Below are 19,209 nucleotides of genomic sequence, written 5' to 3' on the forward strand. Positions count from 1 at the left end.
GTCCATGCCGACCCCGGCGGGTACGTCGGCCTCAGTGGCGCGCCCCGCGACCTGGCCCCGGAGACCCGCGTCGGTCTCCACCATGGGACGACCCGACGGCGCCCGAACCTGCCGTCGTCGGCCGCCCCACCCTCGCGCCGGCCTGGCGGATATATAAGGGATCACGTACCTTTATATATCCGGCTGGTTTCGCAGGAGGGGCACCATGAGTCGCACCGTCATCGACCTCGACGACGAGGCATTGGAAGCAGCAGCCAAGGAACTCGGCACTACCACCAAGCGCGACACGATCAACACGGCCCTGCGTGAGGTCTCGGCCCGCTACCGGCGTCTACGCGCGCTCGACGAAGCCCGCGAACTGGTGGCCGACGGCTCCCTTGACATGGATCTCCTACTGGACAAGCGCGCCTACCGCCCCACGAGCGCGGGGGCGACAGGCGACGACCGCAGCACCGGGGCGGACGAGTGACCGTCGCCGACTACCTCATCGACACCTCCGCCCTTGCCCGCGTGCTGCTCCGCCAGAACACGGCCGAATGGGAGGACAGGATCGCCGCCGGCCTCGTCGCGATCTGCGACCTCACCGAGCTGGAAGTGCTGTACTCGGCCCGCTCGGCCGCAGACCGCACCCGCTTGAAGGCTGCCCTCGACGCCCACTACGCCTGGTGCCCCATGCCGGACGGTGTCTTCCGCCGCTCCCGCATCGTCCAGGAGCAACTCACGACCAAGGGGGAGCACCGCAGCGCGGGCCCCGTCGACCTCTTGGTGGCCGCCACCGCGGAAGAGGCGGGACTCACGCTGCTCCACTACGACCGCGACTTCGAAACCATCGCCCGCACGACAGGACAACCAGTCCGCATGATCAACCTCAGGCAGTGACCTCCACACAGCGGCACGGACTGACATCAAACCTCTCGCCGACCGCACTCGCAGAGGCATCGCACCCCACCGGCGACGGCCCTCGCTCCATGCGCTTGCGCTGGCCGGCGGGCTGGGCCGTTTCCACCGGTCTCGAAGATCACTAAGCGGGTGCTTGCGATTCCTCGCGTCCTGCCAGCGTCCAGAACTTGGCGTCCAGCCGCTCACACTGACCTTTTGCGGAGCCCTGTCCCGACGTCGGGCGAACACGTCAGCGCAGGTCAGAGCGATTCGAACTAACGCCCATAACCACGGAGTTGAACTCACGAGCAGCGGATTCAGCCCCGTAGTCCAAAGCCCTGAATCCACATGCCCGCTGAGACGTTTCCGCAGGTCACAGGCGTGCATGGTGGGGCGGGTGGGACTCGAACCCACGGCCGACGGATTATGAGTCCTTTGAGGATCTTGGCGACCCTTGTCGATCAATGCCAATCTTGGCCGTTTCCCCAGCTCAGACGCGGTATGGCGCCTCAGTGCTTCTCGGCCCTTGTCAGTCTTTTCCGATCCTTGTGTCCAACCTGCGTCCAGAACACCTGGAAGGACGTTATAGGCCGCCGCGCCGTCCGTCCTCGCAGCCCGCGACACAAGCTCCGAACCGGCGGGCAGCGGATTCCCCTTCCGGCGCGAGGACACTCAGCCGACCGCCTGATCCCGGTCGGCGGCACCGCGGTGCGTCCGCGTGGGCCAGAGGTGACAGCTACCAGGCCACCCGGATCATCCCCATGTTCATGAAGCTCCGGGACCGGCGCCCCCACTCGCCGCCCGCACCCGCCTCGCCGAGACCGACAGCTCCCGCATCCTGCGCCGGGGCTGCAGCTACGACCGCGGGATCGGCATCGTCGGCAACCTCGGCATGGCCCTGGTGTTCTGCTGTTACCAGCGAGACAAGAGGCAGTTCGAGGCCACCCAGACCCGCCTGATCGTCGAGCCGTCATCGAGACTTCATCCTGCCCACCAGCGCGACTGCTCCCGCGCCCTGCCCGGCGCACGCGACACCAAGGACCATCTCGGTCATGGTCCGCTCACGACTTGGACCGTGTAGCCGACAGGGCCCGGCGCCGCGTCGCTACGAGCGGTGCTCCGGAACCCGGTACCCGCGTCACCGGCGGCAGATGTCGGGTTCGTGCCGGTGGTCTTCCGCCGACGGTGCGCTCGGGGCAGCTGCGTACGCCGCGCACTGCGCGCTGTCCACCATCCGGTCGCTGTCGGACGCGGCATTTGCGAGGCTCACGCAGCACACGGCCAGGAGCAAGCCGCCCACCACCAGCGGCAGCCTCCGGCGTGCGGGTGGCGGGGCCAACAGGGCGCGCACACGCTGCGGCACCACCCCGCCGGTCGCGGCCAGAGCCGCGGGGTGGGGCGCACCGGCGGATGCCAGGGCGGCACGGCCGACGGCGTGGGCGACAACCGTGCGGTCGCCGACCCGGGCCGCGGCCTCCTCGTCGGCCCAGCGTTCCAGGACGAACTCGCCCGCGACGGCCAACGGTCGCAGCAGTGGGTTCAGGGCCGCCGCGAGCCGCCACAAGCCCTGGAAGAGGTGATGGCGCCCTCGCAGATGGGCTCGCTCGTGGGCAAGCAGGGCCGCGCGTTCCCGGTCGCCGAGGCAGCGCAGCATCCCGCGGGAGACGACGACGCGTCCCGGCTTTCCGGGCAATGCGAACGCGATCGGGGCGTCGTCGTCCAGTACCACCAGCTCCGTCTGTGGTAGCCGGGCACACTCCCGACGCGTCCGGACGACGTGCCGGGTCTGCCGTACGGCGGCGATGCCCAGCGAGACGGTGCCTGCGGTCAGCAGCAGCGCACTGGCAACCGCGACGACCAGGTACACCGGGTCCTCGGCGCGCAGCGCGGCCACCGACCAGCGGCCCTGCTCCGCGACCTCCGGGATCTGCGCCACACCGGTGAACGCCAGCAGGGCCAGTGCCCCCGCCCAGCCGACGGAGGTGACGAGCGCGGCGCAGGCCAGCGCCCAGGCGGCGGGACGCGGGGGCAGCAGGGGGGCAAGTCGGGGCGCCAGCACTGCGAGCACTGCCGTGACCGCGAAGGGAATGTAGACGCTGAACAGCACGGCTTTACGCCCTCCCTCCGGAGTGATCGTCCTCAGCGCGCGCGTGCCCGGACAGGAGCTGATGCAACACGTGCTCGTCCTGCTCGGACAGTTCCGAGACGAAGCGGGCCAGGACCGCCTCGCGGTCGGAACCGCCCTCAAGCAGCGACCGCATGCGCTGGGCGGTGTGCGACGCCTCGTCCCGCACCGGTTCGTAGGCGTAGCCGCGGCCCTCGCGGTGCCGGACCAGCATCTCCTTGTCGTACAGCCGGGACAGGATGGTCAGGACGGTCGTGTAGGCCAGGTCGCCCGGCAGCGCCTCCCGGACCTGGCCGGCGGTCAGCGGGCCGTCGGCGGCCCAGAGCGCGGCGAGGACATCGCTCTCCAGTTCGCCGCGGCCCCGCCTGCCGGACGCCCCTCGGACGCCGCCGTCCTCTCGCTCCTCCACCGGATGCCTCCGTTCGCCGACCGTCCGCACAGACTACCCGGCCACCTCCTACTAGTTGTAGGAGGTATGCTCCGGCCTTCGAACCGTGAACTACTACAACTCGTAGAGTTCCGCCGCTTCCGTCCCCTGCGGAGGAAACCCATGCCCCACCGCGCGAGCACGGCGCCCAGACACACACTCACGGGCGCCCCTCCTCCGCAGTCCGCCGCGACGCCCGGCGCGGGACGGGTCGCGATCGTCTCCGCGAGCGTGGGAGCCGGTCACGACGGTGCCGCCGCCGAGCTCGCCCGCCGTCTCGCCGCGCAGGGCTACACCGTGGACCGCCTCGACCTGCTGGACCTGCTCCCCGCCCACCTGGGCCGCACCGTCCAGGAGGGCTATCACCGGATGCTGGTGCGAGCCCCCTGGGCCTACCAGCGGATCTACTCCAGCACCGAGCGCGCCGGGGGTGGCGGCCCGGTGGCGCGGACGCTGCTGCGCACGGCACAGGACCGGGTACTGCGCGCCCTGCCGCCGGGCACCGACGCCGTCGTCTCCACCTACCCCGGGGCCAGCCGAGTCCTGGGCAACCTGCGCCTGGACGGTCGGCTGGCCGTGCCGGTCCTCACTTATCTGACCGACTTCTCGGTGCATCCGCTGTGGGTCGCGCCGGGTGTGGACGTCCACCTCGCCGCTCACGCCGTGCCCGCCGCCCAGGCGCGCACGGCCGGGGCCCGGGACGTGCGCGTGCGCGGGCCGGTCACGGACCCTCGTTTCCGGCCCTGCGACGTACGGGGGCGTGGCCGCGCCCGGGAGAGGTTCGGGCTGCCGTCCCACGCCCCGCTGGCTCTGCTGGTCGCCGGGTCCTGGGGGGTGGGCCCGGTCCGCACGGTGGCCCGGGAGCTGCGTGACCGCGGCGCCGCCGTCCCGGTCGTCGTCTGCGGCCGCAACGAGGCCCTGGCCGAGCAGCTGCGCGCCGACGGCATCGACCATGCCTTCGGCTGGGTCGACGACATGCCCTCCCTGATGCACGCAGCCGACGTCCTCGTCCAGAACGCCGGCGGGCTCACCTCGCTGGAGGCATTCGCCTGCGGCCTGCCCGTGGCCAGTTACCGCTGCATACCCGGGCACGGGCTGACCAACGCCGCCGCCCTGGACGAAGCCGGCGCAGCCGTCTGGATACGCGACCCGGCCGACCTCAAGGCGGTGCTGTGCGAGCTGATCGACGGCCCGCTCGGACGTCGGCAACGGGCAACGGGATTCGCCCTGTTCGCTCAGTCCCCCGACGGCTGCCCGACGGCCGAGATTGCGCGCGTGCACCGGTCCGGACTCCCCGACCGGGGTCTTCGCCCGGTTGCACACCGGCACCGTACGACGCGCCGGCTCGCCGCCACGGCCGTCCTCGCGTCCGCCGTGTGGGCCGGCGCCGTCGCCACGGGGGTGGCGACGACCGACGGTCCCGACATCATCCACGCCATCAGCCACCGCCTCGACCCGGACGGCTTCCCACCGGAGCACACCTCCCCGCCGGAAGACGACCACTCGTGAACATCGCCCCGACACTGCGCACGGCCGCCCTCGCCGCCGTACCCGTCCTCGCCGCCGCCCACGCCGCACCCGTCGTCTCCACCTTCGGACCGCTGCGCAACCGCCTCATGCCCCGCCTCTCGGGCCGCGGCCGCATGAACCACATCGCCCTGACCTTCGACGACGGCCCCGACCCCCGCTCCACCCCGCACTTTCTACGGCTGCTCGCCGGGCGCGGAGTGCACGCCACGTTCTTCCTGCTCGGCGGCGAGGCACACCGCTCCCCCGGCTTGGTCCGCGAGATCGCGGCGGCCGGTCACGAGGTCGCCGTCCACGGCTGGCTGCACCGCCCCCTGCTGCTGCGTGGCCCGCGCGCCACCTATGACGACTTCCGCCGGGCCCGCGACACCGTCGCCGCGATCACCGGACGGCAGCCCACGCTCTTCCGGCCCCCGTACGGCGTCATGTCCACCGCGGCCCACCTCGCGGCCCGCCGCCTCGACCTGACCCCGGTGCTGTGGACCTGCTGGGGGGAGGACTGGACGGCACGCGCCACCCCGCACTCCGTCCACCGCGCCGTCACCGCCGACCTGCACGGCGGCGGCACGATCCTGCTCCACGACTCCGACTGCACCTCCGCCCCCGGCGCCTGGCGTTCGACGCTGGGCGCGCTGCCTCGGATCCTCGACACCTGTCAGGAACGGGGTTACGGCGTCGGCCCGCTGCGCGACCACGGCTGACCACCACGAATGCCGAACAGTCGGGATACGGGCTCGGCAACACACCTCGTCGGCATCTGCCGCGGCTTCGCCAGGCGCGCCCGTCCGTGTACGCCCGCCTGGTGCCCTCGCTACTGGGTCGCGGAAGGAGCAGCCGGAATGTGGGCCGTGGTGATCGTCATCGGGGTGCCGGTGACGGCGATGAGATAAGTACCCGGGCCGTGGCCGCCCGGCATCGCGCGGAACCCTCCCGCTGGCTTCACTTGGTACTCGGCCGAGGCGTGCGGGCCGAGCACTGCGGGGCCGGAGGAGATGGTCCACCAGTTGGAGGCACCCTGGCCGGTGCGGCTCGCGAAGTGTGGGGTGAGCGCCGTACCGGTGGTGTTGACTGCCCGCACGTCGATGGCGGTGACACCCACGCGCGCGTGGTGCGTGGCGAAGCGCGGCAAGAGGCTCATGCGCAGGGGCGGCGGGCTCGTCGCGGCGATCGCGACGCATACGAGGGCGGGGGCGAGCAATCCGCCCGCCAAGACTGCCTTCGCACGGCCGGTGACGTGGGGAAGTCGCGGCTGCCAGGCGGTGGCGAACGCGGCGGCCGGGACGGTGGCGGCGGCCGCGAGCCACAGTGGGGTCATCATCAGGAAGTAGCCGTCCTGGGAGCGGGTGGCGAGGTAGAACGCGGCCCATGGCAGGACGGTGAGGGCGGGGCCGAGACGCCGGACGAACAGCAGGGTGGCGGCGAGCAGGCCGAGCAGGAGCAGCTGGCTGCCGTAGGAGTAGTAGTCGAGGCGGCCGCTGCCGTTGGTGAAGTAGTAGGAGATGCCCATCAGGCCTTGGCCGTGCAGGATCGCCTTCTGGTCGAGCGGCAGGAGTACGCCCTGCAGCCAGGCGGAGAAGCCCTCGGCGGCGAAGTAGGCGTTGGCCGCTGCGCAGGTGAGGGCGGCGGTAGCCGTGTAGCGGGCGGTCACCGCCAGAGCCCGCCTGGGGCCGAGTTCCCCGCGCCTGACGGCGTACAGGCCGATCAACAGGAACGGGGCGAGGAACCAGGCGAGTTGCTGGGCCGCGCAGGCAGCGCCCAGGCACGCCGCCCGCACCACTCCCCCCGAGCCGAGATGGCCGCCCTCACCGGTTGTGGGCCAGCGGACCACCACGGGGATGAGCAGGGCGAGAGCCGTGATCGCCGGGTAGCCGGCATAGGCGTAGTGGGGCAGGAGGCCGAAACCGAGACAGACCGCGGTGGCGGCTGACCTCCAGGGTGCCGGAAGCAGGAACCACAGCAGGACCGAGGAGACAAGGAGCGCGACCGTGGTGACCAGGGTGGCGGCCGCCGTCGAGTGGACGACGGCGTGCACCGGGGCCGCGAGCAGCGCGGTCAGCGGCGGGTAGCCGTAGGTGTAGTCGGCACCCCCGGACATGGTCTTGGTGATCCCGACGCGTGGTGTGTCGAACAGCCAGGGCCACGGCTGGCCGTAGACGGGATGGCCGTGCAGGATCTCTTTCGCTGCCTGGGCGGTCAGCACTCCCTCGTCGGTGCCCGCGTGATCGAGCAGGTAGCCGCAGATCACCAGTGCGACGGCGGTCATCAGTACGACGGCGTCGACCCTGATCAGCGCGCGACGGCTCCGTACGAGGAGGCTGAGAGCGGCGCAGATGAGGATCGAGGCGTAGCAGAGGGAGATGACACCGGCGACGGCCGGACGTGAGGCCATCGCCGTCGTCCAGGCGGACCGTGTCCCGATGAACAGGCTGATCGTGGCCACGAGGGTCATCCCTCGATGCAACTGCTGGGGCCCGGCGCCCGGGGCACCGGATACCCGGGCCGGGGTCGAGGGTGGCGCCGTCGGGTTCGTGGCCGCACGCCGCAGAGTCCAGGTGCCGGTCCCTGTGCGGTAGGTGTCACCCATGACGCCCGACTCCTCTGCCTCGGCTTCCGTTGCAGTGACCGTTTGCATCCGGTCACCCACAGAACATCTACTACATCTTGTAGATGTAAGCTCGGCGAGTGCGGTTCCATCCAGGCCACGTACACGCGGATGGACGAATCACAGACACGGGGTCACCGGAAAGGCATCCTCGCCATGACCACACCGATCCATCCGGCATCACAGCTGGCCGTGAACGTGCTGGACGCTCATTCGCTGCTGGCGGCGTTCGGCGTGCTGGGCGTCGGGGTGGTGATGTTCGCCGAGACAGGGCTGCTGGTCGGCTTCTTCCTGCCGGGCGACTCGCTGCTCTTCACGGCCGGTCTGCTGTGCACGGGCTCGGCGGAGGGGAGCGTGCACCTGTCGCTGGGACCGCTCCTGGTCGCGGCGGCGGCAGGCGCCCTGGCCGGGGCGCAGTGCGGCTATGTGCTCGGCCGGAAGGCGGGTGGAGCACTGCTGGCCCGTAGCCGCTCGCAGCGTCTGCACGAGGGTGCGAAACGCGCCGAGAAACTGCTGGAGCGATACGGACATGCGAAGGCGATCACGCTGGCCCGTTTCGTGCCAGTGGTGCGGACCGTACTCAATCCGATGGCCGGCGCGCTGGAGGTACCGGTGCGGACGTTCACGGTGTGGCAGATCATCGGCGGGCTCGTGTGGAGCCTCGGACTCACCCTCGCGGGGTACGCGCTGGGCTCGTCGATCCCGAACGTCGACCGTTATCTGCTCCCGCTGGTGGCGTTGATCATTTTCGTGTCGCTGATCCCCCTGGCTGCCGAGGTGTACAGGGCTCGGAGGGATGGCCGGCCCGAGGGGGGACGCAGGTGATCATGGCTTTCGACGGGTCGTCTGTCGACGGCTCCGCGTATCTGGATGTGGTGCGTCTGGCCCGGCATGCGCCGGCCTGGCTGGACGGAGCGGTGTCGTTCTGGTCGACGTACGGCCTCGCGGTGTTCGCCATACTCGCGGTAGTGGGCTGGTGGTTCGCTCGACGGGGTGGGGATGCGGCTGCGGTGAGGGCGCTGGCCGTCCCGGTGGTCGTGGTCGTTGCGTATGGCGTGGATGCCCTGGTGAAGCTGGCGGTGCGCGAGGACCGGCCGTGCCAGAGCCTTGGAGTGAAGACCCTGGAGACGTGTCCGGCGCCCGGCGACTGGTCCTTCCCCAGCAACCACGCGGCGATCGCCGCCGCCGCTGCCGTGGCCCTGCTCTTCGTCTCGCGTCGACTGGGGGCGATCGCGGCAGTGGCGGCCCTGGCGATGGCAGTCTCACGGGTGTGGGTCGGCGCACACTATCCGCACGACGTCATGGCCGGCGTGCTGGTCGGTGGCCTCGTCGCACTGATGTCGATGCTCATGCTGCGACGGTGGTCGCGATCGGTGGACCGGTGGATCGGCTCCAGCCGCCTGCGCCAGCTGCTGGGCGCCTCATGAACCGGCGCGACGCCGCCGACCTGGCGGGGACGGTCGGTCTCGGCGCTTGGGTGGTGTTCGGCGCCCTCACGATGGTGGTGATCGGCCAGGATGGCGCTCAGCTGTGGTCGGACGACGGTCTCCTGGCCTGGTCGCTCGGCCATCGGCCGGACGTCGCCGGCGCTCTGGCCCGAGGGGTGACCGATACCGGCAGCGGTGCCGTCCCTTACGTCCTCGCCGCGTTGGCCGGCATGGTCGCGGGACGAACCGTGCGGCGACGGACGGGGGCCGCCGCACTGGGCCTTGCCTGTCTAGGAACCGGTCAGGCGCTGCGCTACGGGGTGATGGCAGTCGTCCAGCGGCCGCGTCCCGCCCGTGCCGACTGGGCGGCGTCCGCGGGCGGTTGGGCTTTCCCCTCGGGACACACCACCACAGCGGCCCTCACTGCCGGGCTGCTGATCGTCGCGGTCTCACTGCGCGCCCCGCGCGGCGCCACCCCACTCCGGGTCGTCATCGGGTGCTGGGGCGTGCTGGTGGGCCTGTCCCGGGTCTATCTCGGCGTGCACTGGTTCACCGACGTCATCGGCGGCTGGCTGTTCGCCACCGGATGGCTCGGAGTCTGCCTGTACGCGATGATCCGGTGGCTGCCCGCATCGTTCGTCTCCGGCACGCCCCGTGCGCCGGACAATCCAACGGAGGGCCATGCGCCACAAGATCCTGGTCGTCGAGGACGATCACGCCCTGCGTGACGTGCTGCGTCGCGGCCTGCTCGACGAGGACTTCGACCCCGTGCCCGCCGCCGACGGAGCCACCGCCCTGCGGCTGGCCACCGACGACATCGCGGCCATCGTCCTGGACGTCGGGCTGCCCGACGCGGACGGCCGGGACGTCTGCCAGGCGCTGCGCGCAGGCGGGTTCTCCGCCCCGATCATCTTCCTGACAGCCCGCCATCACCTCACCGACCGGCTGTCCGGGTTCTCCGCCGGAGCCGACGACTACCTGCCCAAGCCGTTCCATCTCGCCGAACTCGTCGCCCGACTGAGGGCCGCACTCAAACGGGCCGCACCCGCGACCGTGGCCACCGCCGGAGACCTGGTCCTGGACGCGACCCGGCACAGCGCACACGTCGGCGACGTCGACATCGACCTGTCTCCCACGGAGTTCCGACTGCTGGCCACGCTCATGGCCGCGGGCGGAACCCTCGTGTCCCGCCGCGACCTGGTCAGGGCCGCCTGGCCGGACGGCGCCCAGGTCAGCGACAACACCCTCGACCAGTATCTGAGCCGACTGCGCCGCAAGCTGCGCGAAGCGGGCAGCGGCCTCGGCCTCACCACGACACGCGGGATCGGGCACAGGCTGTCATGAACCGGCTCGCGCGCCGTCTGGCGCCCCGCACGCTGCGCGGTCGGCTCTCGCTCGTGGCCCTGACCACCGCCGCGCTCCTGATGACCGTGCTGACCGTCGTGTTCAACACCGCGATGGACCGGCACCTGCAGCACCAGGCTGACGACGAACTACGCAACCGCGCCGCCGCCGTCGCCACCACCGTCGACACCAGCGGGCCCCGAGTGCGGGTCCTGGAGACCGTCAACGACAGCCTGCTCGACGCGAACGTGTGGATCTACGCCGGGACACGCCTGCTGGAGAAACCGCCGTCCGCCACGGCCGACAGTGCGCTCACCCAGGCCGCCGACCGGCTCGCCGCGCGGGGCAGCCCGGTCTGCGCGACCATGCAAACCGACAACCCTCGTTTCGTCCGCCTGTGTTCCCAACCCGTGTCCGGCCTCCGCAGCACCGCCACCGTCATCACGGCCACGGATCTCGCCCCCTACCGCAGCTCCGCCGACACCCTGCTGTCGGGCTCGCTGATCCTGGACGCTGTCATGCTCACGTGCACCTACGCGCTGACGCGGCTGGCCGTCGGACGGGCACTGCGCCCCGTGCGCACCATGACCGACCAGGCCACCCAGTGGAGCGCCGTCGGTTCCGACCAGCGTTTCGGCGCCGAGGACCAGCCGGCCGAACTGGCCCGCCTGGGCACCTCGTTGGACGCACTGCTGGACCGCATCCGCACCGTACTGCGTCACGAGCAGCAGCTGACCGGGGAGCTGTCCCACGAACTGCGCACCCCGCTCACCCGGATCGTCGTCGAGCTCGACTGGTGGCGGGCCCGCCCACGCTCGGCCGCCGAAACCGACGCCACCCACGAGGTGATCGCGGAGGCCGCCCAGTCCATGCGCACCATCTGCGACACGCTGTTGAACGACGCCCGCGAAAGCGCGCAGAACACCACCACGGCCGTCGGTACCACCGCTGTCGCTCCCGTGCTGCGTCGGCTGGTCGAGGACCTCGACACACGGAAGCAACTGAAGACCGTCGTCGACGTGCCGGACCAGCAGATCGAGGCAGGCGTCGCTTCCGCTCTTCTCGAACGCATCGTCAGCCCGCTGCTGAACAACGCCGTTCGCTATGCCGGCTCCACGGTGACCGTGTCCGCAAGGCAGTTGCCCGGCGGCGTCCGCATCGACGTCACCGACGACGGTCCTGGCGTACCGGAGGAGTTCCTCGACGATCTCTTCCAGCCCGGCCGGCGAGCGGACTCCGGCGACGGGCACGACGGGGCAGGCCTGGGACTGCCGCTCGCGCGACGCCTGGCCCGCGCCGTCGGCGGCGAGGTCTCCCACGACGCCGAGCACACACCCGGAGCACGTTTCCTGGTCGACCTGCCCGCCGGATGACGTGATTCAGTCAGCCCGCCGGGCGACCGACGCCCGCTCCGTCATCTGCGGTGTACTGCGCTCCTCCACCTGCGCGTAGGCCATCAGCCCGACCAGAACGGACGGCAGCACGGCGGAAGATCCCGCAGTCCGAGGTCCAGGCCGCCCTTGGCGACGGGCCTAGGCCCTGTCCTGGCGATCACGAGCGGAGCCAGATGACGAGCGCGGCTGCGGTGATGGTGCCGAGGTAGAGGTAGCCGCGCTAGTCGAACCTGGTCGCAACCGCGCGGAAGGTCTTCAGCCTGTTGATCGCCCGTTCAACGGTGTTGCGCTTCTTGTAGCGGTCCCTGCCGAAACCGGGCTGCCGACCCCCGGCGCTGCGGCGTCGGGCCCGGTTGGCGGCTTGGTCGACCTTCTCCGGGATGACGTCGGGCCCGGTTGGCGGCTTGGTCGACCTTCTCCGGGATGACGTGCGGATTCCTCGTCTGCGCAGGTAACGGCGGGTTCGGCGGTTGCTGTAGCCCTTGTCGGCGCTGACACTGTCAGGCTTGGTGCGCGGCCTGCCGCTGACCGACTCGAACTGGGTGCAGTCGGCGTATTGCCGGGCGTGATGACCAGCGAGAGCACCCGGCAGCGGCCGTCCGCACTCAGGTGGATCTTGGTAGTGAACCCGCCACGCGAGCGGCCGAGCGCCTCACCTCCCGCACCACCTCCGCCAGCCGGTCGACCAGTTCCGACCGGACCCGAGCGACTTTGACCGTCTGGACAGAGCCCCCTTTGAAGGATGGCGGCGGAGCATGCCGGGCGCCGGCGGCGTGGTGGTGCGCGCGCACGGACGTCGAGTCGACCGAGACGTCCCAGTCGATCTCGCCGGCCGGTCCGCCTCGGCCTGGATCCGCCGCAGGACAAATCGCGCCACTGCACGCCCGTGCGTATCCGGCACAGCACCCCGTTCACGACCTGGCGATGGTCCCGCCGCCTGCTGCAACGCCCGCTGCTCACCGGCAGAAGCGGCTCCAGCCGCTCCCACTGGGCATCTGTCTGATCACTCCTACTCCCCATAGTCGTATCAACGACTGACTGATCGTCGGAACGTCGTCCAGCCCCCAGCGATGCTCGGTCCTGACCGCTGAATACGGTGGAGGGGCCCGGTTGAATGAGAGGACGCGAAGACGTGGATGTGTATGAGGCCGTGGACAGCCGCCGGGCCGTACGGGCGTTCAGCGATGAGCCGGTGCCCAAGGAGGTCCTCGAACGAGTGCTGACCGCAGCAACGCGGGCTCCGTCCAGCGGGAACCTCCAGCCGTGGCACATGTATGTCGTGAGCGGCGAACCCTTGGCCGAACTGAAGGGGCGCGCGACGGCCAGGGCACTGGCGGGAGACCTGGGTGATGAGCGGGAGTATGCGATGTACCCGGACGAACTGGCTTCGCCGTATCTGGACCGCTTCTCCGCTGCGGCGGCTCAGCGATACGAAGCGTTGGGGATTGAGCGCGACGACCCCGACCGGCCCCAGAAGATCGCTACCTTGAACTCGGAGGCGTTCGGGGCGCCGGTCGTCTTGTTCTGCTACCTCGACCGGACGATGGGGCCCGGCCAGTGGGGTGATGCGGGGATGTACTTGCAGACGGTCATGCTGTTGCTGAGGGCGGAAGGGTTGCACAGCTGCCCCCAGGTGATGTGGACCATGTACCGCAAGACCGTCAGCCGAACAGTCGGAGCCGATGACGGGCTCGTGCTCTTCTGCGGCATCTCAGTGGGATTTGAGAAGGAAGGCGTGCCAAGGCTGCGTACCGGGCGGGCGGACATGACGGAAACGGTGAGCTTCATCGGAGTGTGACCGTTGACGGCCGAGATCGACAGGACAGGGCCCTAGGTTCTGTCTCTTTGGTCAGCGTCGTATCCAGATCAGGATGCCGGCGAGGTGGAGTGCGGCCTCGTAGGCGATGGCGAGCTTGTCGGTTCGTGTGGCCAGGCCGCGCCACTGCTTGAGCCGGTTGATGCACCGCTCGACGGTGTTGCGCTGCAACTTCGGCTCGTCGTACACGACGGTCATCAGCGACACCGTGGACAAGGTGCTCGAGGCGCCGGAGGTCTACAAGGTCCAGGGTCAGAACCAGTACCTCATGATCGTCGAGGCGAGGGGCGCGAACGGGCGCTACTTCCGTTCGTACACCGCCTCCAACCTGAACGGTCCGTGGACCGTGCAGGCCGGCAGCGAGAGCAGCCCCTTCGCGGGCAAGGCCAACAGCGGTGCCACCTGGACCAACGACATCAGCCACGGTGACCTGGTCCGCAACAACCCCGACCAGACCAAGACCATCGCCCCCTGCAACCTGCAGTTCCTCTACCAGGGCAGGGGCGCCACCCCGAACGGCGCCGACTACCTGACGTGGCCGTACCGGCCGGGTGTCCTCACCCTGCAACGCTGATCCGCCTGACACGCACCGCCTGAAGGAACCCCAGCCGCCCGCCGGCTGGGGTTCCTCCCCTTTGGCGGGCGGCGGGCCCCGGGGGTCATCCCGCCGTTCCGGCGATCTCCTTCTGCCGCGTGGGTTCGGCCCGGTCCGCGCCGTCGCCGTACCGGGAGCGCAGCTCCGACAGCACGCCGAACGCCGCCGCCGTCAGCGGCACCGACAGGAGCATGCCGAGGATGCCGGCGATGGAGGCGCCCGCCGTGAGCGCCGGCAGGATCGCCGCCGGGCGCATCTGCACGGTCCGGCTGTGGATCACCGGCTGGAGCACGTTCCCCTCGAGGATCTGCACCGCGAACACCACGCCGCGCCCACACTACAAACGACGCGGACACAGCCCCTGAAAACTGCCCAGCACTCAGAACAAGCACCGTTGCAGTACTAGGCCGTGTTTGAGATGTCGTCATAGCGACTGTCGTATCAAGGTGAGCTGGATAGTCGCCTCGTAGCGGACGGCGAGCTTGTCGTAGCGCGTGGCAACCCCGCGCGCCTGCTTCAGCTGGCCGATCCGGCATTCGATCTTGTGGCGGCGTTTGTATCGTTCACGGTCGAATCCGGGTGGTCGGCCACCGGCCATGCCTCTGCGGAGCCGGTGGCCGGCCTGGTCACGCTTCTCCGGAATCGTGTGCGGGATCTGGCGCCTGCGCAGGTAGGAGCGGTTCGCGCGGGAGGAGTAGGCCCGATCGGCGATCACGTGTGCTGGTCGGGTGCGCGGGCGTCCGGCGCGGATCCGCGGTACGCGAATGCTGTTCAAGACTGCTGTGAACAGTGGCGCATCCGCTCGTTGTCCTGCAGTGAGGATGACCGCAAGCACGTGCATGGAGGTATCGACTGCTAGGTGGAGCTTGGTTGTCAGGCCGCCGCGTGAGCGGCCGAGCGCGTGGTCGTCCGGTTCGGTTGCCAGACCGTTCGCAGCCGCCGAGTCTGGATCGCATGCCCCCTTTTCCCGGCCCCGGCGGCGTGCTGGTGTGCCCGACACACGGTCGAGTCGACCGAGATCTCCCACTCGAGTATGCCCTCCGAGTCAGCCCTAACCTGCAGCTCCTTGAGCGTGCGCGTCCAGGTGCCGTCAATCTGCCAGCGTCGGAAGACGGAGTACAGCGTTGCCCATGGGCCGTATCGCTCGGGGACATCGCGCCACGGGGAGCCGGTCCGGGCACGCCACCAGATGCCGTTGAAGACTTGTCGGCGGTCCCGTGGACGGCGGCCCATTGTTGATACCGGCGGCAGCAGCGGCTTGAGCCGTTCCCACTGAGCATCCGTCAGGTCACCTCGGCCAGTTTGATGGCCGTTACCCGCACGGGTCACCATTTCTCAGCCGTCAGGAAGGGCAGAACCTGGGACAGGACGTCGGCAGCGCGGGCCCAGCCGCCATGGTGGTCGGCCCTGGGCACGGAGAAGAAGCCGCTGCCTGTGCGTTCGGCAACCTTGCGCATCGGTTCGTGCCAGGGGTCGGATGTGCCGCAATACATCAGCATGGGGACATCGGTGGATGCCAGACCGGTGTCGAGGGCGCGGTCACGGGAGAACGCCTCGTAGTTGGCGCGCAGGGCCGCGGGATCGGCTGCGTCGATGACGGCGGCCTGCGCGGGGTCGGCGTAGGCGCCCTGCCGCAGGATGTCGAACGCGTCGGTGTCAGCGGGCAGTCCGAGCTGCCGGAAGACGTAGTCGCGGGCGGAGGCGAAGCCGTCCACGGGGTCCCAGGAACCGGCGATGACCCGTGCACACCGTTCCGGCGCCTGTAGGGCCATGCCCAGCGCGGTCAAGGCACCCATCGAATAGCCCCAAATGCCAGCCCGGTCGGTACCGATGTCGTCGAGGACGGCGGTGACAGACTCGACGCGGCGCTCCAGAGCGTAGGCGGAGGGATCGTGCGGGTCGTCGCTTGCGCCCAGGCCCAGCGGGTCGACAGCCACCACCGTGTAATCGGCCTGCAGCCTCGAGGTGTATCCGGTATCCCTCCAGCTCGCGCCTGTTTGGAACATTCCCGGATGCAGAACCAGAACCGGTCCGTCCCCGGAGACTTCGTAGCAGATCTTTAGCCGGTTGCTGCGCGCCGTCGGCACCCGCTGCTCCTTGTCCGCTGCCTCAGATCGTCCCCCGTGACACAGCCAAGTAGCCCTGCCACCAGGAACGTTACGACTTGTAACAGCAGTCATCCTGAAGCATGCTCAGGCCCTGCGGAAGGAGGCACTTTCATGTCGCAACGGAACACCGAGGTAACAGACCAGCTCACACCGCCGCCCCCGGACGGCACACCGGAGATCCCCGACTGCCCGCTGAGAGAAGTCCTCGCCCTGATCGGGGACAAGTGGAGTGCTCAAGTGCTGGTTGTACTCGGCGAGGGTCCACACCGGTTCACCGAACTGGAGCGCGCCATCGACGGCATCAGCCGACGCATGCTGACTCTCAGCCTGCGCAACCTGGAACGGAATGGGCTGATCACCCGGACTGTCCACCCCGATGCACCACCGCGCGTGGAGTACGCCACCACCCCCTTGATCGATGAGATCCGTGAACCACTGGAGACCCTGGCAGCGTGGGCGAACCGGAACCGATCGGCCATCGCCGCCGCACGGCACACATACGACAGCCGCAACTGAGGAACGGGAAGACGGGGAAACGCATCGGATCCTGCATGCGCAGGCAGCGCGACGCCTCAATTTCAAACACGGTCTAGTCGGAAAGCCCCCGGGGGGGTCGCACGGAGGGGCCGGGTGAGCCCGAAGGCGATCCAGAACAGCAGCACGTTCGGCACGACCGGCGCCTTCACCAGCAGGACGAGGACGGCCAGTGTGCCCGTCACGAGCAGCGCGCCGGCGTAACCGAGGCCGGAGCTGTCGCAGAGGAAGTCGCCCATGGAGGTGCCGAGGGTGTTGGGACGAGGATCGCCGCTCCGGTGGGGTAGCCCAGGCGGCGACCCTGCGAACGCATCCTGAACATCTGCTGAGTTCCTGCTCAGGCGGCGTGTCGGGCGGCGTTCTGCGGCTGCGCCACGTCCTTTCGGGTCACCGAGAGGTAGATGACCAGGCCGAGGATGACCGTGAGGAACAGCGCACTGGTGATGACGGTGCCCAGGCCCAGGCCGCCGTCACCGGTGGGCTGGGAGAGGTAGTCGCCGATGGACGCGCCGAGCGGGCGGGTGAGGATGTAGGCGATCCAGAAGCTCCACACCACGTCCAGGCCAAGCTTGAAGTGCGCGAGGGCGACCGCTGCGATGGCCAGGCCGAACAGGACCGCGGAGAGCCAGTAGCCCAGGTTCATGCGCTCGGAGACCAGGTCACCGGCCGCGGTGCCGAGGGCGAAGGTGAACAGGACGGCGAGCCAGTAGTAGGACTCGCGGCTCGTGGTGTCGATGTGGTGGATGGACAGCGTCCGCTCACGCCGGTACCAGACCACGAAGACGATCGCGAGGATGATCGCGAACACGGTGGTGCTGGTCTCCAGCGGTACGCCCATGTTGTCGGTCAGGTTGTCGCTGATCAGCGTGCCGACGACGCTGATCAGAGCGACGGCGAGCCAGTACACCCCCGCACGGTAGGCGGTGGTACGGAACTGCAACACCAGGACGACCGCCAGCAAGGCGCTCATCAGCACCGACACACCGGTCAGGCCGAGACCGGCCTTCTCGTTGAGCAGGTCGGCCGCGGTCTCGCCGACCGTCGTGCACAGCACCTTGATGATCCAGAAGTAGACGGTGACTTCGGGAACCTTGTTCCAGCCCAGTCGGCGACCGGAGGGTGACACCTGGGGGTCGGCCGCCGAGGGCCCGGGCGTCTGTGAGGTCTCGTATGTCATGAGGCCCGACCGTGCCACGGGATACCTGAACGCATCCTGACTGCCGTGCGTCATCGGCTGCCCCATCCGTCTCACCCGAGCACTATGAGTGCCATGACGACTCATGATCACGGCTCCTGCATAGCGGCGTTCCGCCCCGTCCCCTCCGCCGCCATGAAAGAAGGCCGCCTTGAACCGTCCGCCTGCCTCCCCACCGCCTGCCGACCGGGCGACGGCCTGGCTGCGCCGTCGGCTCGGCCGGGCCGTCGTGCTGTCCTACGTCGCCGCCCTCCTCCTACCCGACCCCGGCCTGTGGCTGCGCCGCGACCACACCGTGCCGATCGGCACCGTCACCGGCCTGCCCCTGAGCACCGCCGCGCTGCTGCTGTCCCTGGTGCTCTTCTCCGCCGGACTCCAGCTACCCGTCCGCGAACTGGGCCGCCTGCTCCGCGAGCCGACTACCCTGCTGGCCGGGATGGTCCTCCACCTCGTGATCCCGCTCCTGGTCATCCCCGTCGTCGCGTTCGGACTGCACCGCACCCCGGACAGCGACGGCGGCAGCGGACTGATCACCGCGATGATCCTGATCGTGGCGATGCCTGTGGCCGCCGGAGCCACCGTCTGGACCGGCAAGGGCGACGGCGACCAACCCACCATGGTGGGACTCGTCCTCGCCTCCACGCTCCTCAGCCCGCTCACCATCCCGCTGGTCATCACCACCTTGGTGCCGCTCCTGAGCGGCGGCTACGCGGACACACTCGCAACGACCGGCCGCGCGGCCAACGGCGGCTTCGCCCTCGCCACCGTGGTCCTCCCCTGTGCCGTCGGCATCCTGTTCCGACTCGCGCTGTCGACGGCGTGGCTCAGCCGGGCCCTGCGCGTGATGGTGCCCGTGGCGCTGGCCGGATCGCTCGTCCTGACATATGTGAACGCCAGTGGCGCCCTGGGCTCGTTCCTCGCGCACCCACGCCCCCTTCTGTTCGCCGCGGCACTGGCCGTGGCCGCGCTCGTCTGCCTGTTGTCCTTCGCGTTGGGCCGGACCGCCGCGCGGCTCCTGCATCTGGACGGCCCCGCCTCCTCCTCGCTGACCCTCGCCTGCGGCATGAACAACAGCAGCGCGAGCGCCGTCCTGATCACCACCACGCTGCCCGACAAACCACACCTGCTCCTGCCGGTGCTCGCCTACGGGCTGCTGCAGAAGACAGCCGCGAGCAGGGTGGTGCGGGCAAAGGGTCATCGGCGCCCGCCCTGCCCTGCGTCACCGTGAACACCGCC

At 69.8% G+C, this 19,209-nt stretch carries 19 protein-coding genes and 5 pseudogenes; 14 read left to right on the top strand and 10 right to left on the bottom strand.

Annotated features, from left to right (window positions below):
• Window positions 1–205: 205 nt before the first annotated feature.
• The 3 genes and pseudogenes from ACGFNV_RS29045 to ACGFNV_RS29055 form a co-directional block, all read left to right on the top strand.
• Complete coding sequence (locus ACGFNV_RS29045) at window positions 206–469, top strand: type II toxin-antitoxin system VapB family antitoxin (protein WP_393626238.1); 264 nt, start codon at window positions 206–208, stop codon at window positions 467–469.
• Window positions 466–879 carry a PIN domain nuclease gene (locus tag ACGFNV_RS29050; protein ID WP_393626240.1) on the top strand — a complete coding sequence of 138 codons (414 nt, stop codon included), beginning with the start codon at window positions 466–468 and terminating at the stop codon, window positions 877–879. The genes ACGFNV_RS29045 and ACGFNV_RS29050 overlap by 4 nt, the downstream gene beginning before the upstream one ends.
• Window positions 880–1,696: 817 nt before the next feature.
• Window positions 1,697–1,960, top strand: a pseudogene (locus ACGFNV_RS29055) (deferrochelatase/peroxidase EfeB); the annotation flags it as partial.
• 57 nt (window positions 1,961–2,017) lie between these two features.
• Here the strand turns inward: ACGFNV_RS29055 and ACGFNV_RS29060 are convergent.
• Complete coding sequence (locus ACGFNV_RS29060) at window positions 2,018–2,986, bottom strand: M56 family metallopeptidase (RefSeq protein ID WP_393626242.1); 969 nt, start codon at window positions 2,984–2,986, stop codon at window positions 2,018–2,020.
• Between the two features lie 4 nt (window positions 2,987–2,990).
• Window positions 2,991–3,413 (bottom strand): BlaI/MecI/CopY family transcriptional regulator, encoded by a 423-nt coding sequence (locus ACGFNV_RS29065; RefSeq protein ID WP_393626244.1) that lies wholly within the window; start codon window positions 3,411–3,413, stop codon window positions 2,991–2,993.
• A gap of 141 nt (window positions 3,414–3,554) precedes the next feature.
• Between ACGFNV_RS29065 and ACGFNV_RS29070 the strand changes: the two genes are divergently transcribed.
• Both ACGFNV_RS29070 and ACGFNV_RS29075 read left to right on the top strand, forming a co-directional pair.
• The gene (locus ACGFNV_RS29070) at window positions 3,555–4,940 is read left to right on the top strand and encodes a glycosyltransferase (protein WP_393626245.1); all 1,386 of its coding nucleotides are present in this window, start codon (window positions 3,555–3,557) and stop codon (window positions 4,938–4,940) included.
• Window positions 4,937–5,659: a polysaccharide deacetylase family protein gene (locus ACGFNV_RS29075; protein ID WP_393626247.1), complete on the top strand. Its 723-nt coding sequence runs from the start codon at window positions 4,937–4,939 to the stop codon at window positions 5,657–5,659. Before ACGFNV_RS29070 ends, ACGFNV_RS29075 begins: the two co-directional genes overlap by 4 nt.
• A 110-nt stretch (window positions 5,660–5,769) precedes the next feature.
• Here the strand turns inward: ACGFNV_RS29075 and ACGFNV_RS29080 are convergent, their stop codons facing one another.
• Window positions 5,770–7,407, bottom strand: coding sequence for a hypothetical protein (locus ACGFNV_RS29080; protein WP_393626249.1), 1,638 nt, complete (start codon window positions 7,405–7,407; stop codon window positions 5,770–5,772).
• Between the two features lie 309 nt (window positions 7,408–7,716).
• Here ACGFNV_RS29080 and ACGFNV_RS29085 point away from each other — a divergent pair, with 309 nt between their 5' ends.
• The 5 genes from ACGFNV_RS29085 to ACGFNV_RS29105 are packed head-to-tail and all read left to right on the top strand — an operon-like array spanning window position 7,717 to window position 11,704.
• Entirely contained in the window at window positions 7,717–8,385 is a 669-nt protein-coding gene (locus ACGFNV_RS29085; protein WP_393626251.1) for a DedA family protein, read from the top strand.
• Window positions 8,382–8,987, top strand: coding sequence for a phosphatase PAP2 family protein (locus ACGFNV_RS29090; protein ID WP_393626253.1), 606 nt, complete (start codon window positions 8,382–8,384; stop codon window positions 8,985–8,987). Before ACGFNV_RS29085 ends, ACGFNV_RS29090 begins: the two co-directional genes overlap by 4 nt.
• Window positions 8,984–9,715 carry a phosphatase PAP2 family protein gene (locus ACGFNV_RS29095; protein WP_393626254.1) on the top strand — a complete coding sequence of 244 codons (732 nt, stop codon included), beginning with the start codon at window positions 8,984–8,986 and terminating at the stop codon, window positions 9,713–9,715. The genes ACGFNV_RS29090 and ACGFNV_RS29095 overlap by 4 nt, the downstream gene beginning before the upstream one ends.
• Window positions 9,669–10,331, top strand: coding sequence for a response regulator transcription factor (locus ACGFNV_RS29100; protein ID WP_393626256.1), 663 nt, complete (start codon window positions 9,669–9,671; stop codon window positions 10,329–10,331). Before ACGFNV_RS29095 ends, ACGFNV_RS29100 begins: the two co-directional genes overlap by 47 nt.
• The gene (locus ACGFNV_RS29105; RefSeq protein WP_393626258.1) at window positions 10,328–11,704 is read left to right on the top strand and encodes a sensor histidine kinase; all 1,377 of its coding nucleotides are present in this window, start codon (window positions 10,328–10,330) and stop codon (window positions 11,702–11,704) included. The genes ACGFNV_RS29100 and ACGFNV_RS29105 overlap by 4 nt, the downstream gene beginning before the upstream one ends.
• A gap of 241 nt (window positions 11,705–11,945) precedes the next feature.
• Here ACGFNV_RS29105 and ACGFNV_RS29110 read toward each other — a convergent pair.
• A pseudogene (locus ACGFNV_RS29110) lies at window positions 11,946–12,745 on the bottom strand (transposase).
• Window positions 12,746–12,857: 112 nt separating this feature from the next.
• Between ACGFNV_RS29110 and ACGFNV_RS29115 the strand changes: the two are divergent.
• Window positions 12,858–13,523: a nitroreductase gene (locus ACGFNV_RS29115; RefSeq protein ID WP_393626260.1), complete on the top strand. Its 666-nt coding sequence runs from the start codon at window positions 12,858–12,860 to the stop codon at window positions 13,521–13,523.
• 51 nt (window positions 13,524–13,574) lie between these two features.
• Here the strand turns inward: ACGFNV_RS29115 and ACGFNV_RS29120 are convergent.
• Window positions 13,575–13,709 (bottom strand): annotated as a pseudogene (locus ACGFNV_RS29120) (IS5/IS1182 family transposase); the annotation flags it as partial.
• A 1-nt stretch (window position 13,710) separates the two neighbouring features.
• Between ACGFNV_RS29120 and ACGFNV_RS29125 the strand changes: the two are divergent.
• Window positions 13,711–14,115 (top strand): annotated as a pseudogene (locus tag ACGFNV_RS29125) (non-reducing end alpha-L-arabinofuranosidase family hydrolase); the annotation flags it as partial.
• A gap of 85 nt (window positions 14,116–14,200) precedes the next feature.
• On the opposite strand, the pseudogene ACGFNV_RS29130 reads toward ACGFNV_RS29125, so the two are convergent.
• From ACGFNV_RS29130 to ACGFNV_RS29140, 3 genes and pseudogenes are all read right to left on the bottom strand, one after another.
• Window positions 14,201–14,464 (bottom strand): annotated as a pseudogene (locus ACGFNV_RS29130) (AI-2E family transporter); the annotation flags it as partial.
• A gap of 96 nt (window positions 14,465–14,560) precedes the next feature.
• Window positions 14,561–15,468 (bottom strand): IS5 family transposase gene (locus tag ACGFNV_RS29135; RefSeq protein ID WP_393626262.1). Its coding sequence is split into 2 segments (ribosomal slippage): window positions 14,561–15,108 and window positions 15,108–15,468, totalling 909 coding nucleotides; the frame shifts between segments, so codons are not numbered across the junction.
• Window positions 15,462–16,223: an alpha/beta fold hydrolase gene (locus tag ACGFNV_RS29140; RefSeq protein WP_393626264.1), complete on the bottom strand. Its 762-nt coding sequence runs from the start codon at window positions 16,221–16,223 to the stop codon at window positions 15,462–15,464. The genes ACGFNV_RS29135 and ACGFNV_RS29140 overlap by 7 nt, the downstream gene beginning before the upstream one ends.
• 132 nt (window positions 16,224–16,355) lie before the next feature.
• Here ACGFNV_RS29140 and ACGFNV_RS29145 point away from each other — a divergent pair, with 132 nt between their 5' ends.
• The gene (locus ACGFNV_RS29145) at window positions 16,356–16,760 is read left to right on the top strand and encodes a helix-turn-helix domain-containing protein (protein ID WP_356598084.1); all 405 of its coding nucleotides are present in this window, start codon (window positions 16,356–16,358) and stop codon (window positions 16,758–16,760) included.
• A gap of 62 nt (window positions 16,761–16,822) precedes the next feature.
• Here the strand turns inward: ACGFNV_RS29145 and ACGFNV_RS29150 are convergent, their stop codons facing one another.
• Together ACGFNV_RS29150 and ACGFNV_RS29155 are read right to left on the bottom strand one after the other, a co-directional pair.
• Window positions 16,823–17,017, bottom strand: coding sequence for a hypothetical protein (locus tag ACGFNV_RS29150; RefSeq protein ID WP_393626266.1), 195 nt, complete (start codon window positions 17,015–17,017; stop codon window positions 16,823–16,825).
• Between the two features lie 98 nt (window positions 17,018–17,115).
• A complete protein-coding gene (locus ACGFNV_RS29155) occupies window positions 17,116–17,955 on the bottom strand; it encodes a hypothetical protein (protein WP_393626268.1) in 840 nt (279 codons plus the stop codon).
• Between the two features lie 169 nt (window positions 17,956–18,124).
• Here ACGFNV_RS29155 and ACGFNV_RS29160 point away from each other — a divergent pair, with 169 nt between their 5' ends.
• On the top strand, window positions 18,125–19,201 hold the full coding sequence (locus ACGFNV_RS29160) for a sodium-dependent transporter (protein ID WP_393626270.1): 1,077 nt from the start codon (window positions 18,125–18,127) through the stop codon (window positions 19,199–19,201).
• Window positions 19,202–19,209 lie beyond the last annotated feature (8 nt).

The organism is Streptomyces sp. NPDC048751, assembly GCF_043198595.1.
Lineage (GTDB): Bacteria > Actinomycetota > Actinomycetes > Streptomycetales > Streptomycetaceae > Streptomyces.